This is a genomic window from Alkalimonas collagenimarina (genome assembly GCF_030717845.1).
Lineage (GTDB): Bacteria > Pseudomonadota > Gammaproteobacteria > Enterobacterales > Alteromonadaceae > Alkalimonas > Alkalimonas collagenimarina.
Genome location: NZ_JAUZVZ010000020.1, coordinates 1 through 23,606, shown reverse-complemented (window position 1 = coordinate 23,606; position 23,606 = coordinate 1). Strand labels below are relative to the sequence as shown.

The 23,606-nt window shown below is 49.5% G+C and carries 20 protein-coding genes; 18 read left to right on the top strand and 2 right to left on the bottom strand.

The window, feature by feature from the left end; translation table 11 throughout:
- The first annotated feature begins 391 nt into the window (after window positions 1-391).
- The 14 genes from mnmG (at window position 392) to glmU (ending at window position 13,165) form a co-directional block, all read left to right on the top strand.
- Window positions 392-2,281, top strand: coding sequence for a tRNA uridine-5-carboxymethylaminomethyl(34) synthesis enzyme MnmG (mnmG, locus tag Q3O60_RS13185; protein WP_305894452.1), 1,890 nt, complete (start codon window positions 392-394; stop codon window positions 2,279-2,281).
- Complete coding sequence (rsmG, locus tag Q3O60_RS13180) at window positions 2,281-2,907, top strand: 16S rRNA (guanine(527)-N(7))-methyltransferase RsmG (RefSeq protein ID WP_305894410.1); 627 nt, start codon at window positions 2,281-2,283, stop codon at window positions 2,905-2,907. Before mnmG ends, rsmG begins: the two co-directional genes overlap by 1 nt.
- A gap of 23 nt (window positions 2,908-2,930) precedes the next feature.
- A complete protein-coding gene (locus tag Q3O60_RS13175) occupies window positions 2,931-3,737 on the top strand; it encodes a ParA family protein (protein WP_305894409.1) in 807 nt (268 codons plus the stop codon).
- A gap of 14 nt (window positions 3,738-3,751) precedes the next feature.
- Window positions 3,752-4,633, top strand: a complete 882-nt coding sequence (locus Q3O60_RS13170) for a ParB/RepB/Spo0J family partition protein (RefSeq protein WP_305894408.1) — start codon at window positions 3,752-3,754, stop codon at window positions 4,631-4,633.
- 126 nt (window positions 4,634-4,759) lie between these two features.
- Complete coding sequence (locus Q3O60_RS13165) at window positions 4,760-5,137, top strand: ATP synthase subunit I (RefSeq protein ID WP_305894407.1); 378 nt, start codon at window positions 4,760-4,762, stop codon at window positions 5,135-5,137.
- Window positions 5,138-5,152: 15 nt separating this feature from the next.
- Window positions 5,153-5,995, top strand: coding sequence for a F0F1 ATP synthase subunit A (atpB, locus tag Q3O60_RS13160; RefSeq protein WP_305894406.1), 843 nt, complete (start codon window positions 5,153-5,155; stop codon window positions 5,993-5,995).
- A gap of 42 nt (window positions 5,996-6,037) precedes the next feature.
- Entirely contained in the window at window positions 6,038-6,277 is a 240-nt protein-coding gene (atpE, locus tag Q3O60_RS13155) for a F0F1 ATP synthase subunit C (protein ID WP_305894405.1), read from the top strand.
- 37 nt (window positions 6,278-6,314) lie between these two features.
- Window positions 6,315-6,785, top strand: coding sequence for a F0F1 ATP synthase subunit B (gene atpF / locus Q3O60_RS13150; protein WP_305894404.1), 471 nt, complete (start codon window positions 6,315-6,317; stop codon window positions 6,783-6,785).
- A gap of 12 nt (window positions 6,786-6,797) precedes the next feature.
- Window positions 6,798-7,331 carry a F0F1 ATP synthase subunit delta gene (atpH, locus tag Q3O60_RS13145; RefSeq protein WP_305894403.1) on the top strand — a complete coding sequence of 178 codons (534 nt, stop codon included), beginning with the start codon at window positions 6,798-6,800 and terminating at the stop codon, window positions 7,329-7,331.
- Between the two features lie 14 nt (window positions 7,332-7,345).
- Complete coding sequence (atpA, locus tag Q3O60_RS13140; protein WP_305894402.1) at window positions 7,346-8,887, top strand: F0F1 ATP synthase subunit alpha; 1,542 nt, start codon at window positions 7,346-7,348, stop codon at window positions 8,885-8,887.
- 55 nt (window positions 8,888-8,942) lie between these two features.
- Window positions 8,943-9,806: a F0F1 ATP synthase subunit gamma gene (atpG, locus tag Q3O60_RS13135; protein WP_305894401.1), complete on the top strand. Its 864-nt coding sequence runs from the start codon at window positions 8,943-8,945 to the stop codon at window positions 9,804-9,806.
- Between the two features lie 32 nt (window positions 9,807-9,838).
- Window positions 9,839-11,227 carry a F0F1 ATP synthase subunit beta gene (gene atpD / locus Q3O60_RS13130; RefSeq protein WP_305894400.1) on the top strand — a complete coding sequence of 463 codons (1,389 nt, stop codon included), beginning with the start codon at window positions 9,839-9,841 and terminating at the stop codon, window positions 11,225-11,227.
- Window positions 11,228-11,244: 17 nt separating this feature from the next.
- The gene (locus tag Q3O60_RS13125; RefSeq protein WP_305894399.1) at window positions 11,245-11,664 is read left to right on the top strand and encodes a F0F1 ATP synthase subunit epsilon; all 420 of its coding nucleotides are present in this window, start codon (window positions 11,245-11,247) and stop codon (window positions 11,662-11,664) included.
- Window positions 11,665-11,800: 136 nt separating this feature from the next.
- The gene (gene glmU / locus Q3O60_RS13120; protein ID WP_305894398.1) at window positions 11,801-13,165 is read left to right on the top strand and encodes a bifunctional UDP-N-acetylglucosamine diphosphorylase/glucosamine-1-phosphate N-acetyltransferase GlmU; all 1,365 of its coding nucleotides are present in this window, start codon (window positions 11,801-11,803) and stop codon (window positions 13,163-13,165) included.
- 72 nt (window positions 13,166-13,237) lie between these two features.
- On the opposite strand, the gene Q3O60_RS13115 is transcribed toward glmU, so the two are convergent.
- Window positions 13,238-14,380, bottom strand: coding sequence for a dicarboxylate/amino acid:cation symporter (locus Q3O60_RS13115; protein ID WP_305894397.1), 1,143 nt, complete (start codon window positions 14,378-14,380; stop codon window positions 13,238-13,240).
- A gap of 181 nt (window positions 14,381-14,561) precedes the next feature.
- On the opposite strand from Q3O60_RS13115, the gene Q3O60_RS13110 reads away from it, so the two are divergent.
- The gene (locus tag Q3O60_RS13110; RefSeq protein ID WP_305894396.1) at window positions 14,562-15,125 is read left to right on the top strand and encodes a YceB family lipoprotein; all 564 of its coding nucleotides are present in this window, start codon (window positions 14,562-14,564) and stop codon (window positions 15,123-15,125) included.
- 3 nt (window positions 15,126-15,128) lie between these two features.
- On the opposite strand, the gene Q3O60_RS13105 is transcribed toward Q3O60_RS13110, so the two are convergent.
- Complete coding sequence (locus Q3O60_RS13105) at window positions 15,129-16,811, bottom strand: sulfite reductase subunit alpha (RefSeq protein WP_305894395.1); 1,683 nt, start codon at window positions 16,809-16,811, stop codon at window positions 15,129-15,131.
- A gap of 241 nt (window positions 16,812-17,052) precedes the next feature.
- On the opposite strand from Q3O60_RS13105, the gene Q3O60_RS13100 reads away from it, so the two are divergent.
- From Q3O60_RS13100 to glmS, 3 genes are read left to right on the top strand one after another with little or no spacing between them, the layout of a single operon-like run.
- Window positions 17,053-20,856, top strand: a complete 3,804-nt coding sequence (locus Q3O60_RS13100; protein WP_305894394.1) for an ATP-binding protein — start codon at window positions 17,053-17,055, stop codon at window positions 20,854-20,856.
- A gap of 50 nt (window positions 20,857-20,906) precedes the next feature.
- The gene (locus tag Q3O60_RS13095) at window positions 20,907-21,680 is read left to right on the top strand and encodes a DeoR/GlpR family DNA-binding transcription regulator (protein WP_305894393.1); all 774 of its coding nucleotides are present in this window, start codon (window positions 20,907-20,909) and stop codon (window positions 21,678-21,680) included.
- Between the two features lie 15 nt (window positions 21,681-21,695).
- Window positions 21,696-23,525: a glutamine--fructose-6-phosphate transaminase (isomerizing) gene (glmS, locus tag Q3O60_RS13090; RefSeq protein ID WP_305894392.1), complete on the top strand. Its 1,830-nt coding sequence runs from the start codon at window positions 21,696-21,698 to the stop codon at window positions 23,523-23,525.
- Window positions 23,526-23,606: the final 81 nt, after the last annotated feature.

The window sequence follows — 23,606 nt, the reverse complement described above, 5'->3', positions numbered from 1 at the left end:
TTACACACAGCATACGCCTTAAATAAAATTTTTTGTGCATAAAAACATGTATAACTTTAATTAAACCTGTATTTATCCTATGGATGAAATTAAAATCCAAACCGCCTGTGGATAAAAGTACTGGTTATCCACCAGTTAGATCCAAGTGGATCGCGGCTTGATCACAGGATCCGATCTGCCCTAAACGATTGATCTTGCATTTATAAAAGCACTTACTCACCGATATAGCGATCCTTAGTAGTAATAGTAATAAAAGATCTTTAAAAAGATCCTTTTATTAGATCTTCTAAGATCTTTAAAGATCCATGCTGAATTTCTATTTCGTCAACAGCCTAATTCAGGTTACAATATGTGCCCTTTTTGCTTGGTAGCTCACATGATCGAGGCACAGATGCAATACCAAACAACCTATGATGTGATAGTGATCGGCGGTGGTCACGCTGGTACTGAAGCAGCATTGGCAGCAGCTCGAATGGGCATGCAGACTCTGTTGCTGACCCACAACATGGATACTCTGGGCCAAATGTCTTGCAATCCGGCCATTGGAGGTATTGGTAAAGGCCATTTGGTGAAAGAAATTGATGCTCTGGGTGGCGTTATGGCTAGAGCTGCAGATCAAGCTGGGATCCAATTCAGAACGCTGAATGCATCCAAAGGCCCAGCTGTACGGGCAACCAGAGCGCAAGCCGATCGTTTGTTGTACAAAGCCGCGGTTCGGACCACTTTAGAAAATCAACCTAATCTCGTCATTTTTCAGCAAGCCTGTGACGATTTAATCGTCGAACAAGATCAAGTTAAAGGCGTTGTCACCCAAATGGGGCTTCGTTTTATGGCCAAAGCTGTGGTGTTAACCACAGGTACTTTTCTTGGTGGTCAAATCCATATTGGTTTGCAAAACTACAGCGGCGGTAGAGCGGGCGATCCACCATCCATTGCACTAGCCAGACGTTTACGTGAATTGCCCTTTCGGGTTGATCGCTTAAAAACGGGTACTCCACCCCGTATTGATGCCAGAAGCCTTGATTTTTCAGTGATGCAGCCGCAACCTGGTGATACACCACTGCCGGTATTTTCCTACATGGGGTCAGTGGCCGATCATCCGCGCCAGATCCCGTGTTACATCACTTACACCAATAGTAAAACACACGATGTGATTCGTGGGGGACTGGATCGTTCACCGATGTATTCCGGCGTTATTGAAGGCATAGGTCCACGCTACTGCCCATCAATTGAAGATAAGATCATGCGTTTTGCCGACAAGGATCAACATCAGATCTTTGTTGAGCCTGAAGGGTTAACCACTCACGAAGTCTACCCGAACGGTATTTCAACCAGTTTGCCTTTTGATGTCCAGCTTGAGTTGGTTCGTTCGATAAAAGGATTTGAAAACGCACACATTACCCGGCCCGGTTATGCCATTGAATACGATTTCTTTGATCCACGAGATTTAAAGCAATCGTTAGAAACTAAATTTATTTCAGGCTTGTTTTTTGCCGGCCAGATCAATGGCACTACCGGTTACGAAGAAGCTGGTGCACAAGGCTTGTTGGCTGGGTTAAATGCAGCCTTGCAAGTGCAGGAAAAATCGGCCTGGACCCCGGGCCGTGCCCAGGCTTATTTGGGCGTATTGGTCGACGATTTAACCACGCTAGGGACGAAAGAACCCTACCGCATGTTCACCAGTAGAGCCGAATACCGTTTAATGCTGCGTGAAGACAATGCCGATGCCCGTTTAACCAGTCCGGGTCGGGAGCTAGGTCTGGTTTGCGATAAGCGCTGGGCGCTGTTTAATCAGAAAATGGAGCAAATTGAGCAGGAGCGTCAGCGTTTACGCAACCAGTGGATCCATCCGCAGCATCCTGCTTGCCAAGCGATCAATCGTTTACTAAAAACGCCTTTGAGTCGAGAAGCCAACTTAGAAGAACTGATCCGTCGACCAGAGATTAATTATGCAGATTTGGTCGCTATCGATGGTTTAGCTGCTGCTTCAATTGCCCCCGCTGCTGCTGAGCAAGTGGAAATCCAAATCAAGTACCAAGGCTACATTGAGCGGCAGCAAGATGAAATCGACAAGCAAAAACGTCATGAACTAACCTGCTTACCCGCTCAGTTTGATTATCAGTCTGTTAAGGGGTTATCCAACGAAGTCATCGCCAAGCTCAATGACAGTCAGCCAGAAACCGTTGGTCAGGCGTCTCGTATTTCTGGCATTACTCCAGCGGCCATCTCATTGCTGTTGGTGTATTTGAAAAAACAAGGTTTACTCAGGAAGTCGGCCTAATGCTGCAGGCTGAATTAAGCCGTTTGCTGGCGAAAACCGAGTTAACGGTCACGGCGAAGCAACAACAGCTACTGCTGGCGTATGTCGAGCTGCTGCACAAATGGAATGGCGCCTACAATCTAACTTCAGTGCGAGAGCCTAAAGCGATGATTGGCCGCCATCTGCTGGATAGTCTGGTGGTGGCACCCTACTTGAATGGCAATCAGGTGATCGATGTTGGCACTGGTCCTGGTTTACCCGGAGTACCATTGGCCATTTATTATCCGGATAAACATTTTGTGTTGCTGGACAGTCTGGGTAAGCGCATCCGCTTTTTAAATCAAGTGAAACGTCAGCTGAATTTAACCAACATTGAGCCGGTACAATGTCGGGTGGAAGATCATCAGGTCGCTCAAGGTTATGACGCAGTCATCAGTCGCGCTTTTGCTAATATGACCGATATGGTGCAGTGGTGTCGGCATCTGCCTTCACCAACAGGGCGCTTTCTGGCAATGAAAGGAGCCGCTGTGCAAGAAGAAATTGCAGCTTTGCCGGATTTTGTTAGAGTAACGGCTGTACATGCACTGCAGGTGCCCGGGCAGAATGCCGAACGTCATCTGGTCGAACTGGAAAAAATAATAGCTTAACTCAAGCATAGAAAGGGGTTGGTGTGGGAAAAGTCATCGCAATTGCTAACCAGAAAGGTGGGGTCGGAAAAACCACTACCGCGGTGAATCTGGCTGCGTCCATGGCCGCCACCAAACGCAAAGTTTTATTGATCGATCTGGATCCACAAGGCAACGCGACCATGGGTAGTGGCGTCGATAAGTACGAACTTCCGGCAACAGCTTATGAATTGCTCATCGACGAAAAGCCACTCGATCAAGTGGTCGTTAAACAAACCAGTGGCGGTTACCATTTAGTTGCAGCCAACTCGGATGTCACCGCAGCCGAAGTTCGGTTAATGGATGTGTTTGCCCGCGAGCTTCGTTTGCGAAATGCCTTAAAAAATTGGCGCAATAGCTACGATTATATTTTTATCGATTGTCCCCCCTCGCTTAACATGCTGACCGTCAATGCTATGGCTGCAGCTGATTCTGTGTTGGTGCCGATGCAATGCGAATACTATGCTTTGGAAGGGCTGACAGCTCTGATGGACACCATTCGTCAATTGGCATCTGTGGTCAATGCCGATTTAAAAATTGAAGGCATCTTGCGAACCATGTACGATCCACGCAACCGGTTGGCGACTGATGTATCAGAGCAATTGAAACAACACTTTGGCGATAAAGTCTATCGCACCGTGATCCCGAGGAATGTGCGTCTGGCCGAAGCGCCTAGCTTTGGTTCGCCAGTGATGTATTACGATAAGAGTTCAACCGGGGCCAAAGCCTATTTAGCACTGGCAGGTGAATTATTACGACGTGCCGATCATAAGCCTGCTGCTGGTGTTTCAGGGGCAACTGCAGAATCATAAGGAAGTTTGTCGTCATGGTGGTAAAAAAACGAGGATTAGGTCGTGGTCTGGATGCACTTCTGACAGCAAGTCAGCCTGACGATGCAGCGCCAGCGAAAATGCCAGAAAGTGAGCTGCAAAAGCTGGCTATCGAATTTTTACAACCAGGTAAATACCAGCCTCGTAAAGACATGTCCCAGCAAGCACTCGAAGATTTGGCGCTGTCGATCCGGGCTCAGGGTGTTATTCAACCAATCGTTGTACGTAAAGTTGCCAGTGATAAGTATGAAATAATCGCGGGTGAACGACGTTGGCGTGCGGCCCAGCTCGCCCAGCTCGATCAAGTCCCTTGTATTATTCGGGATGTACCTGATGAAGCCGCCGTCGCCATTGCGCTGATTGAAAATATTCAGCGTGAAGATCTGAATGCAATGGAAGAAGCGGTGGCGCTTGAGCGTCTGTTGACAGAGTTTGAATTGACTCATCAGCAAGTGGCTGATGCGGTTGGTAAATCCAGAACCAGCATCACCAACTTGCTGCGGTTAAATTTGCTGAATGATGATGTCAAAGTGCTGCTGGAGCATGGCGATATTGATATGGGCCATGCCCGGGCTTTATTGGCTCTAGACGATGAGTTGCAATCTGAAGCTGCTCGGCAAGTGGCGGCAAAACAATTAACGGTGCGCGAAACCGAAAGTCTGGTGCGTCGCTTACAACAACCACCGGTTGAAAAACAAAACAGCCGGAAAGATCCGGATGTGGTGTCACTGGAACAGCGTTTAAGCGAGCACTTAGCTGCGCCGGTGCAGATTGATTACAATCGCAAGGGCAAAGGTAAAATGGTGATAGCGTATTCCAGCTTGGATGAGCTGGAGCAAATACTCAGTAAAATTCAGCTGGAAGCCTTAACAGATTAAGTGTGCAGCCTTTGTCACTTTAGTCGGTAAAACGCCGCTTTTGGTTGCAAATTAAGGCGAGATAAGTATACTTACGCAGGTTTTTTACCCCCTGAAACCGACACAGTGACTAATGATGGAGTCAGGATGCAACCAACAGCACGTCAGGTACGGATTTCGGCCTATAAGTTGGTTGGTTTTCAGGCTTTAATTGCAGCCTTAATGGCACTGATTTTTTTTCTTATGCAGGGGAATGAGGCGGCGTACTCCGCTTTGCAAGGTGGGCTGATAGCTGCTTTGCCAAATTTAGTATTTGCATTTTTAGCTTTTCGTTACCTGACGGAAGGCAGTGCAGATCAGGCCCGCACTTCTTTTATGCGTGGTCATGCGCTAAAAATTTTGCTGACGATTGGTTTATTTATCGGGGTGATGCGACAGGATGATGTGGTGGCCTCTGCACTACTCACCAGCTACATTGTTACCCTGTTAGCGCAATGGTCGGCCGTTTTTTTCTTTAAACATTGATAATTAGGATGAAACATGGCTGATAGTAATATTTCAGTCCAGAGTTACATTAATCACCACTTAAACGATCTCACCATAGGAGAAGGCTTTTGGGCCGTAAACCTTGGTGGTCTAGGTTGGTCATTAATTCTGGGCTCACTCTTCATCATTTCCTTTGCTTGGGTTGGCCGCAGGGCCACTACCGGGGTACCTGGCAAATTCCAGTGTCTGGTAGAGATGATTATCGAGTTCGTTGACACCTCGGTAAAAGAAGCTTTCCACGTCAAAGATAAGCTAATTGCCCCTATAGCCCTGACTATCTTTATGTGGATTTTCCTGATGAACCTGATGAAGCTGGTACCCGTGGATTGGTTCCCCATGGTTACTGGCCTGGCAGGTATGGCATTTAACAGTGGTGCAATCCCAGAGTATGCGGCAGATTACGGCTTTATCGAGCGGGTTATGGCTCACCCGTGGAGTTACTTGAGTATCGCACCAACCACCGATTTGAACATAACCATGGGCATGTCGCTTGGGGTCTTTATTCTGATCCTTGGCTACTCCATTTACTACAAAGGTTTGGGTGGTTTTGCTAAAGAGCTATCATTTACCCCATTCAATCACTGGGCTTTGGTGCCGTTTAACCTGGTATTGGAGCTGGTAACCTTGCTGGCTAAGCCATTATCACTGGGACTTCGTTTGTTCGGTAACCTGTATGCAGGTGAAGTTATCTTTATCCTGATTGCGCTGGTTGGTATCGCACAGTTGCCATTGCATTTTGCCTGGGCCGCGTTCCATATTCTGGTTATTTTATTGCAAGCTTTTATTTTTATGATGTTGACCATTGTTTATTTGAGCATGGCAGCAGAGAAACACTAATTTTTACTTTTAACCTTAACTTTTGAAAACTGGAGAAACTAAATGAGTATTGAAATTGCAACTTTATTCGCTGTAGCCATCATTCTGTCTACGGCAGCATTGGCAACCGCTATCTCTTTCGCCTTAATGGGTGGTAAGTTCCTTGAAGCAAGTGCGCGTCAGCCTGAAATGGCACCACAGCTGCAAACTAAAATGTTTATCCTTGCAGGTCTGATCGATGCTATCTCCATGATCGGTGTTGGTGTGGCTCTGTTGTTGTTGTTCGCTAACCCGTTTGCTTAAGAGTCCCCCGATAACCAACTTTTAAAGGAGGCTCGTTGTGGATATTAACGCAACCCTTATAGGTCAGTCGATTGCAATGGCTGTCTTCGTGTGGTTCACATTGAAGTTCGTGTGGCCACCGATTAACGCCGCGATTGAAGAGCGTCAGAAGAAAATTGCTGAAGGTTTAGCTCATACTGACCGGGCAGAGAAAGATCTGCACATTGCTCAGGACAAAGCTAAAGACTTTTTGCGTGAAGCCAAAGAACAGGCGGCTGGTATCATCGAGCAAGCGCGTAAGCGTGAAGCCAAGATGATTGACGAAGCGACCACTAAAGCCAACGAAGAGCGGGATCATATCCTGACTCAAGGTCGTGCTGAAGTGGAAGCCGAGCGTAGCCGCTTGCGTGAAGATCTGCGTAAGCAGGTTGCCGCTCTGGCGGTCGCTGGTGCTGAACGCATTTTGCAACGCGAAATTGATGACGCTGCGCATAGCGACATTCTGGAAAAACTGGTTCAGGAATTGTAACGGGAGCGAGCCATGTCTGAATTGACGAATATTGCTCGTCCTTACGCGAAAGCAGCTTTTGATTTTGCGCTGGAGCACAATGCACTAAGCGGTTGGCAACAGATGCTGGCTTTTGCTGCTGAAGTAGCAAAAGATGAGCAGATGAATGTGTTTCTGCGTAGCAACAGCACTGCAGATACTCAAGCAAACTTGTTTAATCAGGTCTGTGGCGAACAGTTTGATCAGCCGGTACAGAATTTGATCAAGTTGATGGCTGAAAACCAGCGTTTATTGGCATTGCCTGAAGTATTTGTCCAGTTTTCTGAATTGAAAGATGATCACGAACGCGAAATTAGCGTTGATGTCATCGCGGCAACTGAATTGAATGCTGCTCAGCAAGAAAAATTGGCCGCTGCGTTATCTAAGCGTCTGGCGCGTAAAGTGAAATTGAACTGTAGCGTTGATCCAAATGTGGTCGGCGGTATGTTAATGAAAGCAGGTGACATGGTCATCGATGGTTCGATCCGTGGCAAGTTGGATCGCCTGATCACCACGCTGCAGTCCTAATTGGGGAATAGAGTATGCAACTGAATTCCACTGAAATATCCGAACTGATCAAACAGCGTATTGCTCAGTTCGATGTGGTCAGTGAAGCTCGCAACGAAGGTACCATTGTTCAGGTAACTGACGGTATCATTCGGATCAATGGTCTTGCTGATTGTATGCAAGGTGAGATGATCGAGCTTCCTGGCAATCGTTATGCGATTGCGCTGAACTTAGAGCGCAACTCGGTTGGTGCTGTAGTCATGGGTCCTTATGCGGACTTAACCGAAGGCACTAAAGTTAAAAGCACAGGTCGTATTTTAGAAGTTCCTGTTGGTGAAGCCTTGTTGGGCCGTGTGGTCAACACCTTAGGTGAGCCAATTGATGGTAAAGGCAGCATTGAAGCTGCTGGCTTTGAGCCGGTAGAGAAAATAGCGCCAGGTGTTATCGAGCGTCAATCGGTCGATCAGCCTCTGCAGACTGGTTATAAATCAGTTGATGCGATGATCCCGATTGGTCGTGGTCAACGTGAATTGTTGATTGGTGACCGTCAGACTGGTAAAACAGCACTGGCGATCGATGCCATCATCAACCAGAAAGGCTCTGGTGTAAAATGTATTTACGTGGCAGTTGGTCAGAAAAACTCTACCATCGCTAACGTGGTTCGTAAACTGGAAGAACATGGCGCACTAGCCCACACTATTGTGGTCGTTGCTTCTGCTTCTGAGGCTGCAGCATTGCAGTTCCTGGCTCCATATGCTGGTTGTACCATGGGTGAATACTTCCGTGATCGCGGCGAAGACGCACTGATTGTATACGATGATTTGTCGAAGCAAGCTGTTGCTTATCGTCAAATTTCGTTGCTGTTACGCCGTCCGCCAGGCCGTGAAGCCTACCCGGGTGATGTGTTCTATTTGCACTCCCGTCTGCTGGAACGCGCATCACGCGTAAATGCTGACTATGTCGAAAAGCTGACCAATGGAGAAGTCAAAGGCAAAACAGGTTCCTTGACGGCTCTGCCAATCATTGAAACTCAGGCTGGTGACGTTTCTGCTTTCGTACCTACCAACGTGATTTCGATCACCGATGGTCAGATCTTCCTTGAAACCGACTTGTTCAATGCCGGTATTCGCCCTGCGGTCAATGCCGGTATTTCGGTATCGCGGGTAGGTGGCGCAGCTCAGACTAAAGCCATTAAAAAGCTAGGTGGTGGTATTCGTCTGGCCTTGGCTCAGTACACCGAGCTAGCGGCTTTCGCTCAGTTTGCTTCTGATTTGGATGATGCGACCCGTGCACAGCTTGAGCATGGTCAAAAAGTCACCGAGTTGATGAAGCAGTTGCAGTACGCGCCAATGAGCGTGGCTGAGATGACGCTGTCTATTTTTGCCATTGAAAAAGGCTTCATGAAAGACGTAGCAACCGACAAAATTGGCGATTTCGAATCTTCATTATTGTCTTATGCTACCTCTGAGCATGCCGAGCTGATGGCAGAACTCAACAAAACCGGTAACTACAACGACGAGATCGAAGCAGGTTTGAAAAACGTGGTTGAGACATTTAAGTCCACGCAAACTTGGTAATCAGACGTGGGTGGCAGCTGCCACCCTTCGTCGTTGAATAAACGGAGACAACGTCATGGCCGGTGGTAAAGAGATAAAAAGCAAGATTGGGAGTATTAACAATACTCGCAAGATCACCAGCGCTATGGAAAAGGTTGCGGTTAGCAAAATGCGCCGAGCGCAGGAGCGAGTCGCTGCATCCCGCCCATACGCTGAAGGTATGCGCAAAGTGATCGGGAACATGGCCGGAGGTAATCTGGATTATCGCCACCCTTATATGGTGGAACGTGAAACAGGTACCGTCGGCTACATCATTATCTCAACCGATCGTGGACTTTGTGGTGGCCTGAACAGCAACGAATTTAAACGTGTGGTTCAGGAACTGAAAGACTGGAAAGACAAAGGGGTTTCTTCTGAGTTTGCTTTAATCGGCAATAAGGCAACCGCTTTCTTCCGTCGTTTTGGTGGCAAAGTATTGGCACAGCAACCTGGTGTAGGTGAACAACCTAAGCTCGCGGATATTATTGGTTCCGTGCAGGTGATGCTGAAAGCTTATTTGGAAGGTCGTATTGATCGCCTCTATCTGGTGTATAACCAGTTTGTCAACACGATGAAACAAGAGCCTACGATTGAGCAACTGTTGCCTTTGCCAACCCACGATGCGCCCAAGCGTAAATACAAGTGGGATTACATTTACGAGCCGAAGCCAGAGCCGATTATCGACATGCTAATGGATCGGTATATTGAGTCGCTGGTGTATCAAGGTGCGGTGGAAAATGCCGCCTGTGAACACGCTGCCCGTATGGTCGCAATGAAGGCGGCTACTGACAATGCTGGTAACCTGATGGATGAGCTGAAGTTGGTCTACAACAAAGCCCGTCAGGCCGCCATCACTCAAGAACTGAGTGAGATTGTCTCTGGTGCAGCTGCGGTTGGTTAAGTGAACAGTTTTGAGAAATTTGAGGAAACAACATGAGTCAAGGTAAGGTCGTCCAAATTATTGGCGCCGTTGTGGATATCGATTTTCCACAAGAAGCGGTACCTGGTATCTATGACGCGTTGAACGTGACTGACGGTGATCTGTCTGGTCTGGTGCTGGAAGTTCAGCAGCAGCTGGGTGGCGGAACTGTTCGTACCATCGCTATGGGTACCACCGATGGTCTGCGCCGTGGTGCAGCTGTCAGCAATACTGGTAAAGCCATTCAGGTTCCAGTGGGTAAAGCTACTCTGGGCCGTATTATGAACGTTTTGGGTGAGCCAATCGATGAAGCTGGCCCTATTGGTGAAGAAGAGCGTTGGTCCATCCACCGTGAAGCGCCAAGCTATGAAGAACAAGCGACGTCGAATGCTTTGTTAGAAACCGGTATTAAGGTTATCGACTTAATCTGTCCTTTCGCCAAAGGTGGTAAGGTCGGCTTGTTCGGTGGTGCTGGTGTAGGTAAAACCGTTAACATGATGGAGCTGATCCGGAACATCGCGATCGAGCACAGCGGTTACTCGGTGTTTGCTGGTGTAGGTGAGCGTACTCGTGAGGGTAACGATTTCTACCACGAGATGAACGATTCCAACGTACTGGATAAAGTATCGCTGGTATACGGTCAGATGAACGAACCACCAGGTAACCGTTTACGTGTTGCTCTGACTGGTTTAACCATGGCCGAAAAATTCCGTGATGAAGGCCGTGACGTACTGTTCTTCGTGGATAACATCTATCGTTATACACTAGCTGGTACCGAAGTATCCGCTTTGTTGGGCCGGATGCCATCAGCGGTAGGTTATCAGCCAACTTTGGCCGAAGAGATGGGTGTACTGCAAGAGCGTATCACATCCACTAAAACGGGTTCTATCACGTCTATTCAAGCGGTATACGTACCTGCCGATGACTTGACCGATCCGTCACCAGCCACGACGTTCTCGCACTTGGATGCAACGGTAGTACTGAGCCGTAACATCGCTTCTTTGGGTATTTACCCAGCGATTGATCCACTGGACTCTACCTCTCGTCAGTTGGATCCATTGGTGATTGGTAAAGAGCATTACGATGTAGCTCGTGGGGTGCAAACTGTTCTGCAGCGTTACAAAGAGCTGAAAGACATCATTGCTATCCTGGGTATGGATGAGCTGTCCGACGAAGATAAAACTTCGGTCTACCGGGCGCGTAAAATTCAACGCTTCCTGTCTCAACCATTCTTCGTAGCTGAAGTCTTCACTGGTTCACCAGGTAAGTACGTTTCGCTAAAAGACACGATTCGTGGCTTTAAAGGCATTCTGGACGGTGAGTTCGATCACATGCCAGAGCAGGCTTTCTACATGGTTGGTTCCATTGAAGAAGCCATCGAGAAAGCGAAGAAGCTGAAGTAATCAGCTGAGGAGGCAAGATGGCGATGACAGTGCAACTGGATGTAGTCAGCGCAGAAGAGAAAATTTTCTCTGGCTTGGTTGAGTCCATTCAGGTGACCGGCAGTGATGGCGAGCTGGGTATTTTACCCTTTCATACGCCTTTTCTGACCACAATGAAGCCAGGCATGGTTCGCGTCGTCAAGCAATTTGGTGAAGAACACTTCATCTATGTTGCTGGCGGTGTGCTGGAAGTGCAGCCTGATTGCATTACCGTGTTGGCCGATGTAGCTATACGAGCTGAAGATCTGGACGAGCAAGCGGCTTTGGACGCAGAACAAAGCGCCAAAGAAGCGATGAAGCACGCCAGCGCCGATTTCGACTATGCCGAAGCGGCGGCTCAACTAGCGGAAGCCATTGCCCAGCTGCAATTGATCCGCAAGTTGCGTAAAGCCAAATAAGCAGGCCTTGTGCCTTACCAAAAAAGCCACCTTCGGGTGGCTTTTTTATTATCTGAATTTTGCTGCGGTCACCACCCTACCATCTGCCGCTGGTTCAGGTAGAATAATGCCATTGCAATGAAAAGGATGATTGGTGATGGCATTAAACGTAGTGATATTAGCGGCCGGTAAAGGCACACGGATGAAATCAGATTTACCGAAGGTACTGCATAAAGTGGCCGAGCGGCCGATGGTGCAGCATGTGATTGATACTGCTCGTGCTTTAGGTGCAGCCAAACCGCAACTGGTGTATGGCTATGGTGCCGAGGCTTTACAAGCTGCTTTAGGCGACCAGCCACTGCACTGGGTACTGCAGGCCGAGCAGCTGGGCACCGGCCATGCCGTGGCGCAGGCTGTGCCAAATATCAGTGATGACGATACCGTGCTGGTGCTGTATGGCGATGTGCCTTTAACTCGCCTAGAAACGCTTGAGCAACTATTGGCAGCAAAACCAGCCGATGGGCTGGCTATTTTGACGGTTACCCTGCCCAATCCAACCGGTTATGGCCGTATCGAGCGAAAAAGTGGCAAAGTAGTCGGTATTGTGGAGCAAAAAGATGCTTCGCCAGAGCAATTGCTAATTACTGAAGTGAACAGCGGCATTATGGCCTTGCCTGGTAAGCAATTGAAAAGCTGGCTTGGCCGCTTATCCAACAGCAATGCTCAGGGCGAGTATTACTTAACGGATGTGATTGCCATGGCGCACGCTGAGGGGGTCGAGATTGCAACCGCGCAGCCACAGAATCCGATGGAAGTGGAAGGCGCCAACAACAGAGTACAACTGGCGGCGCTGGAACGAGCTTATCAGCAGCGCAAAGCAGAAGAGCTGATGCTGGCTGGTGCCAACTTGCGCGATCCAGCGCGTATTGATGTGCGTGGTAGCGTGGAAGTAGGCAATGATGTGATGATCGATATCAATGTCATTTTTGAAGGCAAAGTGGTGCTGGGCAAAGGCGTGACCATAGGTGCCAACTGCATTTTAAAAGACTGCACTATCGGCGATAACACCGAGATTAAGCCTAACTCGATGATTGAAAAGGCAACGGTGGGCGCGGATTGCTCAGTAGGTCCTTATGCCCGTCTGCGGCCGGACTCGGTGATGCTGGACGACAGCCATGTCGGTAATTTCGTCGAAATGAAAAAAACCACCCTCGGCAAAGGCTCCAAAGCCAACCATCTGACTTACCTCGGCGATGCCGTCATCGGCGAGAAAGTGAATGTCGGTGCCGGTACCATTACCTGCAACTACGATGGCGCCAATAAGTTTGTTACCACCATCAAAGACGGTGCTTTTATCGGCTCCAACAGCGCACTGGTAGCACCGGTTACTGTGGGTGTTAACGCCACCATCGCAGCCGGTACCGTACTGACCCGCGATGCCGGCGATGGCGAACTGGTGGTGGCCCGTGCCAAGCAGCGGCATATTGATGGTTGGCAACGGCCGGTGAAGAAAAACAAATAAACGAACAAGAATTTAAACAATAAAGCCCGGTAACCTAATGGTATCCGGGCTTTTTTTATTCCTTCAATAAGCCTAACTCGCTTTATCCACCAACACAGCAATAGCACCATCGCCGGTCACATTACAGGCGGTACCAAAGCTATCCTGAGCCATGTAAAGCGCGATCATCAATGCAATGGCGGCTTCACCAAAGCCCAGCATCGAGGCCAGTAAGCCCACCGCCGACATCACAGCGCCACCTGGCACGCCTGGTGCGGCCAGCATCACAATGCCCAGCATCAGAATAAAGGGCAGCATGGTCAAAAACGACGGTATGGCCAGACCGTCTTGCATCACCATCACAGCTACGGCACAAGCCACGATGGTAATGGTAGAGCCGGCTAGATGCGTGGTGGCGCAGAGCGGCACCGTAAAGTTGGCAATGTCTTCTTTCACCCCATTGTTTTTTGTGGCTTGCAGCGATACCGGTATAGTCGCGGCGCTCGACATGGTACCCAAGGCGGTGAAGTAAGCGGGTAGCATGTTTTTCACCAGTGCAAATGGTGAGCGGCCTGCTTTGACGGCGGCCAGAGTAAATAAGCAGAAAATCCACACCCAGTGCAGAGTGATGGAAAGCAGCAACACCACACCAAAGGTTTTCAGGGTACCGAAAACGGTGCCAGCTACTGCCATTTCGGCAAAAACACCGGCAATGTAAAACGGCAACAGCGGGATAATGACTTTGGTCAGAAGCAGCTGGATCACGTCGCGGCCCTGATCAGACAGCTGTTTTAGTTGCTGTGCTTGCTTCGCCGCAATACCTAAGCCAAAAATAAAGGCCAGTGCCAGCGCCGTCATCACATTAAATACCGGAGGGATCTGCAGCTCGATAAAGGGGCTAAGTACGGCACCTACTTCTGTACTAGCTTGCCCTGAAGCAGAGCCTGCCAGCATTGGTACCAGTAATGCAGCGATAAAAAATGCCAGGGTACCTGCCAGGATAGTGGAGAGATAAGCGGTGCCCAAAGTGCGGCCCAGCAGCTTGCCGGAATTTTGCGGTAAGCTGGCAATACCACTGGTGATAAAGAATAAAATCAGTAGCGGAATGGTAAAAAACAGCAGCTGGGCAAAGAGTGCTTTAAAGGTGATCAGCAGTTGGGTCAGCACTGTTGGAGCATAGAGTCCCAGCAGCATGCCGATCACAATGCCGGCAATCAGTTTCAGGATCAGTAGCATAGTATTTCTCGTTATTTTTGAAGACCTAAATTGTCCTGCAGAGCATATCACAAGGTTATGATTTGTGCTTCCTGGCTAGTGAGTTCTCATGGGTGACAGCTGAAACTTAAATAAATCAGCTTACAAGTGAAGGTGCAACCATTACACTGTTGTTCAGGCTTATCAGCAAGGAGAAAACAGAATGGCATTATTACGAATGATCGTCGCGGGTATGGGGCTTATGTTACTGGCAGGCTGTGCTCAGGTCAGTCAGCTGGCCAGCTACAGTGTGACCGAACAACAATTGCAGCAGTTGATGCTTCGTCAGCTCGACCAGCTGCAGCAGCAAACTCGCTTGGCTGGTATGCCGGTTACACTGGCGGTAGAGGATATGCAAGTACTGATTGGCCCCGATAACAGCGACAGCGTACGTCTGGGAACCAAAGCCAGTGCGGTTTTTTCAGCCTTTGGCCTGCACTATCCAGCCAGTCTGGCCTTGCAAATTGAAGCTTCACCCTATTATGACTCGAATGAGCAGGCCGTTTATTTGCGAAATTTACGCTTACTGGATTCCAGCATTGATGCTGCTGGTTATCGCGGTAACCTGGCACCGCTCAGTACTGAGGTGTTGCAGTTGGTGAATGTTTGGCTGCAAGATCAGCCGGTGTACCGGCTGGATGACAGCGACCCGACTCAGCGTTTATTGATGCAGATGCCGCTGAATATGGCAGTACAGCAAGGACGCATCCGTTTTAGCCCGCGCTAAGAGCTAATACAGATCGCGCCGGTAACGGCCCTGTAGCTGCAGGGCCTGTAGCTGCTCAGTACCTAGTTCAGCGTGCAGCAATTGATCAACCTCTTGCCCCATACCATGCAAACTACCGCAAATATAAATAGCAGCACCCTGCTCCAGCCAGCCTTTTAATTCCTCTATGCGCTGAGCCAGCTGATGCTGTACATAGCGTATCTTGCTGTCATCGCGGGAAAACACCCGATCCAGCTCCGGTAAAAAACCCAGCTGCTGCCACAGCTGAAGATCTTTGGCAAAGAAATTGTCGACCGCCTGCTGGCGCTCACCCACTACCAGCCAGTTGCGTTGATGCCCTCGTTTAACCCGTTCAGCCAGTAAACCACGGATGCCCGCAATGCCCGTGCCATTGCAGATAAAGATGATCGGCCGGTCATCATCAGGTAAATAAAAGTTTGGGTGTGAACGAATACGGAGTTGGATGGGTTGACCTTCTAAGGCATAACTGGTCAGCCAGCCGGAGCCAAGCCCAAGGCCATGCTCTGTTTTCACCTGCCTGACCAGCAAGGTTAACTGGCCTTCATCAGGAATGCTGGCAATGGAATAGCTTCGAAGTGGCAATAAGGGTTGCTGGTGCAGCCATGGCTCTAAGGGGGTTTCAACGCCTGGCCCGTGCTCGGGCAATTCAATTTGAGCCAGTGCCCGGCATAAGGGAATGAGTTCGTCGTAAAACCGGACCTGCTGACAACCAAAGAGCTGATGCTCGGTCAACCAAAGCGCTATTGAACAACGGCTATGCTCTGGCTGAACATCGACGATGTCTCCTGGCTGCCAGTGCATGTTTTCCAGTCGGGGTAGTTTCAACACAAAGCATGGCTTGCCCTGACTGCCGGGGTTGACGCAGTGGCGGCTTTGCAGCGGAGCCTTGCACCAGGGTTGTTGGTTTTCTGGTTTATCCTGAACGGCGGCCCCCAGCGTTTGCAGTAGCTGTTGCCATTGCTGCCAAGGACAGCTGTCACGCTTGCCTTGATCCCAGGGAAGCAGTGGCTGGATAGCTGAAGCCCGTTGTTGCGTTAACCATTCATGGAGCCAGTGGCCAAAAGCGCAAAAGTGCTGATAGCTGCGATCGCCAAGGGCCAGCACGGCAAATTTTAGTTTGGATAAATCAGGCTGTTGCAGCAAAGCCTGACGCATAAAGTGCTGGCCATTATCTGGCGCTTCGCCTTCGCCATGGGTACTGATAATAAAAAGTGCTTGCTCAAAGTTGTGCAGTGGCGTCTCAGCCAATGCATTGAGTGGCAGCATTTGCACACTTTTGCCAGCTGCTTGCAGTTGTTTTGCGCTTTGCCGCGCCAGGTGCTCGGCAGTACCGGATTGACTGGCATAACCCACCAGCCAGAGTGCTTGTTGTAAGGAGTCAGCAAGCGGTTTTTTCTGAACCCACAGCCTGACGAAGTGCACAATAATCTGCCAGGTTAACAGTAATAATTGCGTGCTTAAGCACCACAGCAGCATAAAGTGCAGACTAAAATGAACGGGGAGCAGCCAAAGTAACGTCAGTAGAGTGATAAAGGCCAGCAAGCACAATTGTTCCCACCAGGTAGCGGAAAAACGCTTGGGCGATGCTTTGGTTGGTATGTTTGACAGAGCAAGTCCAATCAGCACGGCAGCCATCGCGAGTAAGAGTTCATCCAGATAAGGCATAACCAGCACCTAAGATATGAAAAAAGGGGGCAGCAATTGCTGCCCCAAAATGCAGGACAAGTTAACAACGACCAGGAAAAAACGCTGTGAAGCGTACGCCAGTTCCCTGACGCAAAAAATAATAACAAACCTTGAATTCAAATGCAAACAATTATCATTACAGTTTTATTATCGGACAGAGTTTGAATTTGTTAATATCAGCTGCAATACTCAGATGACTGCTGACTTTAATGAGATGAGCATGGCGTTTTCATCTGGATTTTCCTTCGTCATGAAGCTGTTTTTTATATGGTTCTGTTTGTGCTTTGTTATCAAAGCTGATGCTGCCCCGAAGGTGTTCAGTCACTTTATCCATTTTAACGAGCAGTATGAACTATCTGCCATGGCGACATCGGTGGTGCAAGATCAACGCGGTATTTTCTGGTTGGGCACCCAGCAAGGCTTGTTTCGGTTTGATGGTGGTGAGATTACACACTTTAAAGCAGTTATTGCAGATCCAACTGCGCTATCCGCCGATTGGATCACTAGCCTTCTGGTTTCGGCTGACGATACCCTGTGGATTGGTACTCGCTATGGCGGAGTGAATCGTTTTGATCCTCGTACAGAGACATTTCAGCGGATCCGCTTGCTTGATGATGCACAGGAATCACCAGCGGAAATTTCCGCCATGTTTCAGGATTCATCACAGCGAATATGGGTTGCAAGCTATGGAGCCGGGCTATTTTATTGGGATCCAGAGCAGCAAAAAATGATTGCTCAGGAGATTCCTGCGGAGATCAATGGCGTCAGTACCACTTACATTAATGATGTGTGGGTGAGCCCTGAGCAGCAGATATGGCTTGCAGTTGGAGATGCACCACTTCGAACCAAAGGTGCAAATACAGGCGGGCTGGTCCATTGGGATATTCAACAGCAGCAAGGTGAAGTTTGGAGCCAGAAAAACTCGGATTTGCCAGTGGACTCCATGACCCGGATTCAGGTTGGTGGTGATGGCACTCTATGGGCGACCAGCTTTGGAGGTGGCCTTTGGTATCTGGAAAGTCAGCAGTTAAAGCTGGCTGACGGACCAGTGGCCATGCAGCAAAGTTTGCTCACAGATGCTCGCTTTGATCCGGCCGGTAACCTTTGGGTGGCCAGTTATGATCGAGGGTTATGGTATCGCGATGCTGCCAGCCTGCAGTGGCAGCACTTTGATTATCAACCTGAAGTCCGGTTTGGTTTGCGCAGTCAGGCCATCACGGAACTGTTGTTTGACCAACAAAACACCCTTTGGGTCGTCAGCCAGACAGGCTTTAGCACACTCAACCACTTTGCTCAAAAAATACGTAATTTACCTTATGGTAGTGGTGCAAGCCATTTACTTGCTGCTCCTAATGTATTTGGAATTCATGTGCCTCGTTCTGAGGACGTGTGGCTTGCGAACCGTGAGGCTGGCGTTGTGCACTTTAATCCAAAAACAGGAGAGCTAAGGCGCTTTCCCATACCAGAGAGCATTGCTGCCAGTCTCAGTCGTACGGTTCTCGCAGAGCATGAGATTATTTGGGTAGGGACTGACCGGGGGGTATATCAACTTGATCCTGAACACCATCGTTGGATCTTAGTGCCCCTGCCGCATTTTGGTGATGCACAGCCCAATGTAGCGGTGTTGTATACGGATCATAGCGATCGGCTTTGGGTGGGCTCCAGAGGAGACGGACTTTATTTATTTGATGCAGATCGTCGTCTGCAGCATCACTTTTACCCCTCAGCAGAGCATGATGTGCTGCCTTTTGACACGGTGAATAGTATTCTTCAGGCGCAGGATGGGGCCATGTGGATTGGCTCTACTGACCGGGGATTGGTCCGTGGTGACGCTCTCTTGCAGCAACAGCAGCACTGGCGTCAGTTTGAAGGTGGCGATCATGGTTTGCTGTTTAATGGCATTCAGCTGATCTACGAGCAACACGGAGATATCTGGGTGCGCGCGGGTAATCAGGATCATCGTTGGCTCGACCAGCCGCATCCGCCTTACTTCAAATCCTACCAGGAGGAAGCGGATGTCGACAGTGCTTTTATAGCTGCTGATGAGTTCAGAATGCTTTATCGCCAGCATTGGCTGAGTGATAGTCAAAGTATTCTGCCGCTGGGGCTGTTGCATGGTATGCAAGACTCTACCTGGATTGGCTCATGGGAACTGCATGAAGGGATCTTATATCGTGGCGGTGGTCAGGGGATGGATTACTTTCGATTAGCCGATTTGCCGCAAAAGCACAGGATCCCCAACGTAAATTTGACTCGTTTTAGTTTATTCAACCAAACCATTCGTGCCGGGCAACGCGATTTTTTTCCTGTATCGCTGGCTTACCTTGATGAGTTGGTACTGAGTTACGAGCAGGATATGTTTAGTATTCGTTTTGCAGCACCGTCTTTGTCACAACAGGAGTTGCACTACAAGTACCGGCTGGATGGCTTTGATCGCGATTGGATCCAGACAGGGTTCGACGAGCGGGTGGCAACTTATACCAGGCTGCCGCCGGGACAATATGAATTTCAGGTTGCAGTGCGTCTGGTTGGTGGTGAATGGCAGCCAGCACAAACACTGGCCATCCACGTGTTACCCCCCTGGTGGATGACCTGGTGGTTTCGCAGTTTCCTGCTGGCGTTACTGGTGTTCAGTATTTGGGGATTGTTGCACTATAAAATTCGCTCCGAACGGGTCATGCGACTGCAACTGCAACGGCAGGTGTCTAAACGTACCCACGAATTAAAAGAAAAACACGATGCCTTGCAGGCCTCTAATCAGGACTTGATGTTGCTGCAGCAAATGGGTCGTGAAATAACAGCCTCACTCGATTTGGATCAGGTGCTATCACGATGTCATCAAATGCTAAGTGAGCTGATGGATGTGCATGTGATGGTGATTGGCCTACAGCGTCCGTCAAAAAAGGAGATCGAGTTTGTGTTCTGGTTGGAGAACAACCAAAGCAACCCTGCCTTCTCGATCGCATCAGACGACCCAACCATTTTGGCCGCCTTGTGTTTTCAACGTAAACAGGAAATCTACGTTAACCAGCGCAGTGATTTTTTAAACTACTTTGCCACGATCCCCCAGCCACTGCGAGGGGAGCCGATGCAGTCGGTACTGTATATTCCTTTACTGGTTAATCAGCAGGCAGTCGGCGTTTTTTCGGTGCAAAGCCCTAAAGCCGGAGCTTTTACCGAATCGCAGCTGGACCTACTAAGAACCTTAGCCAATACCATTGCCATTGCTGTGGTCAATGCCGACACCTTTACCCGTTTACAACAAACGCAGCAGCAATTGGTAACGCAAGAAAAAATGGCCTCACTCGGTGGCCTGGTTGCGGGAGTAGCGCACGAGATTAATACCCCGCTGGGTATTTGTGTCACGGCCACCAGCCACTTGAAGGCAGAGTATGAACAAGTTCAGCAATCCGTCATCAATAAAGAGCTACGACAATCCCAATTTGATCGCTTTTTACAGCACTTGGCTGAAGGCTTAAAAATTCTTGAGGTGAATACTGAGCGGGCAGCGGCTTTGGTGCAAAGTTTTAAACAAGTCTCGGTCGATCAATCCAGTGATAGCTTGCGTGATATTGATGTGGCGTTGTATTTGCAAGATGTGATGCTGTCTTTGCAGCCGCAATTGAGAAAACAACGCTGTCAGTTTGTTATGGAGTGCGCTGAATCCATCCAGTGGACCACCGATGCTGGTGCATTGGCACAAATTGTAACGAACCTGGTGATGAACAGCTTAAAACATGCTTTCGCCACTACCGCTGAACCACAGATTTATCTAAACATAGCGGTGGTTGGTAAAGAATTGCACCTAAGCTATCGGGATAATGGCTGTGGCATGGCGGAGCAAGATCTGAAACGGTTGTTCGAGCCTTTTTATACCACCAAGCGTGCTTTGGGTGGCACCGGGCTGGGGGCGCACATTGTTTATAATCTTGTCACGGTGCGGCTGAAAGGGCAGATCAGCGTGAGTAGCGAACACGATCAGGGGCTACACTATCAGATCATCATGCCAATGGATGCTTGCTAAAATCTTTCTTTTCGTTAAAATATCTTTCAAATCGAAACTTATGGTGCTGAATGAACAAACGCAATACCCAACAACGACGTCATCTGATCATGTCGGAATTGCAGCAGCATGGTGAAGTATCGGTAGATAGCCTGGCCGAGCGCTTTTTAACGTCTGAGGTCACCATCCGTAAAGATCTGACGGTGCTGGAAGAAGCGGGTTTATTGCTGCGGCGCTATGGCGGCGCTGTGTTGGTGCCACAAGATTTTGTCACCGATTCCAGCCTGGAACCGGTTTCAAAGCGAAAGCTTGCTATTGCGAAAGCGGCCGCCACCTTAATTAAAGATCATTATCGCATCATCATTGATAGCGGTCGCACCACGGCCGCTTTATTACCTGAATTAGCCAAAAAACAGGGATTGGTGGTGATGACCAACTCGCTCGCCGTCGCCAATGCATTGCGTGAGCTGGAAAACGAGCCCACCTTGTTGATGACCGGTGGCAGTTGGGATTCACAGTCAGAATCCTTTCAAGGGCAATTGGCCGAGCAAGTGCTCAGAGCCTACGACTTTGACCAATTGTTTATAGGCGCCGATGGTCTGGATTTAGAGCGAGGTACCACCACCTACAACGAGCTGTATAGCCTGAGCCGGGTGATGGCTGAGGTCTCGCGGGAAGTGATCGTGATGGTCGAGTCCGATAAACTCGGGCGAAAAATACACAACTTAGAACTGCCATGGCAGCTGATTAAGGTGCTGGTTACCGATACTGGCTTGTCAGCAGCTGAGGCAGAAAAAATTGAACAATTTGGCGTTAGCGTGATCCGCGCCGACGTCGAGCATTAATCAAAGGGAGTTACTATGTGTGGAATAGTGGGCGCTGTAGCGCAAAGGGATGTCGCTGATATTTTATTGGAAGGTTTACGTCGTTTAGAGTATCGCGGCTACGACTCGGCCGGGGTTGCGGTATTGAGCCCCAGCGGTGAATTGCAGCGTTGCCGCCGGCTTGGCAAGGTCAAAGAGCTGTTGGATGCTGTTGCTGCTGAACCCTTGCCAGGCGGCACCGGTATTGCCCATACCCGCTGGGCCACGCATGGTGAGCCAAGCGAGCGCAATGCCCACCCACATGTCTCCAGCCGCATTACCGTGGTCCATAATGGCATTATTGAGAACCACCAGCCGCTGCGACAGCAACTGCAGCAGCAAGGCTATCAATTCAGCTCCGATACCGATACTGAAGTGATTGCTCACCTGGTCGAGCAGGAGCTAATTAAAACCGATTGTTTGTTGGCCGCAGTACAACAAGCGGTCGCGCAACTGCATGGCGCCTACGGCACCGTATTAATGGATAGCCAGGACCCAAGCCGTGTCGTGGTAGCGCGTTCTGGCAGCCCACTGGTGATTGGCCTTGGTATTGGCGAAAACTTTATTGCCTCCGATCAACTGGCGTTGTTGCCGGTAACACGCCGCTTTATCTTTTTAGAAGAAGGCGACGTGGCCGAAATCACCCGCCACAGCGTGGCGATTTTTGATAAAGACGGTCAGGCGGTCGAGCGAGAAGTTCACGAGTCCAATGTCAGCTACGATGCCGGTGATAAAGGCCAGTATCGTCACTTTATGCTCAAAGAAATCTACGAGCAGCCGCATGCTGTCAGCAATACACTGGAAGGCCGCTTAAGTGCCGATTCCGTGTTGGATGAAACCTTCGGCCATGGTGCCAGCGACTTGTTCAAGCAAGTGCAGCATGTGCAAATCGTCGCCTGTGGTACCAGCTATCATTCCGCCATGGTAGCCCGTTATTGGCTGGAAGCTATGGCCGGTGTGTCGTGTAATGTTGAAATTGCCTCTGAGTTCCGTTACCGCAAATCCTTTGTGCAGCCAAACAGCCTGGTGGTGACCATTTCGCAATCCGGTGAAACGGCCGATACACTGGCGGCATTGCGCTTGGCCAAAGAGCTGGGCTACTTAGGCAGCTTAACCATCTGCAACGTGGCTGGTTCCTCGCTGGTGCGTGAATCCGATCTGGCCTTTATGACCCGGGCCGGTGCCGAAATCGGCGTCGCCTCCACCAAAGCTTTTACCACTCAACTGGTGGGCTTAGCCATGCTGACACTGGCGATTGGTAAGCACCATGGTATGGATGCAGTCACCCAGCAACAGCTGGTGCAGGCGCTCAACCAACTACCTGCTATTTTAGAGCAGAGCCTGAGCCTGGCCGATCAGATTGAAGCTTTAGCAGAAGAGTTCGCCGACAAACAGCATGCATTGTTCTTAGGACGGGGCGATCAGTACCCCATCGCCATGGAAGGGGCGCTCAAACTAAAAGAAATCTCCTACATTCACGCCGAAGCCTACGCTGCCGGCGAGCTGAAACACGGCCCGCTGGCGTTAATCGACGCCGATATGCCGATCATCGTAGTGGCACCAAACAACGAATTGCTGGAAAAGCTGAAATCCAACGTCGAAGAAGTACGCGCCCGTGGCGGTATCCTGTACGTCTTCGCCGATTCGGATGCCAACTTCCAGTCCGACGACACCATGCGGGTCATCAATGTACCGCACAGCCACCCCTGGCTGGCCCCTATCCTGTACACCGTACCGCTGCAACTGCTCAGCTACTACGTCGCCATCATCAAAGGCACCGATGTCGACCAGCCACGTAATTTGGCGAAGTCAGTTACGGTGGAATAACCCTATACAGCTGCCACGGTTAATGTGAGAGAGTAATAAAGATTCATACTAATATATGATTAAAAGGCCAGCATTTTTGCT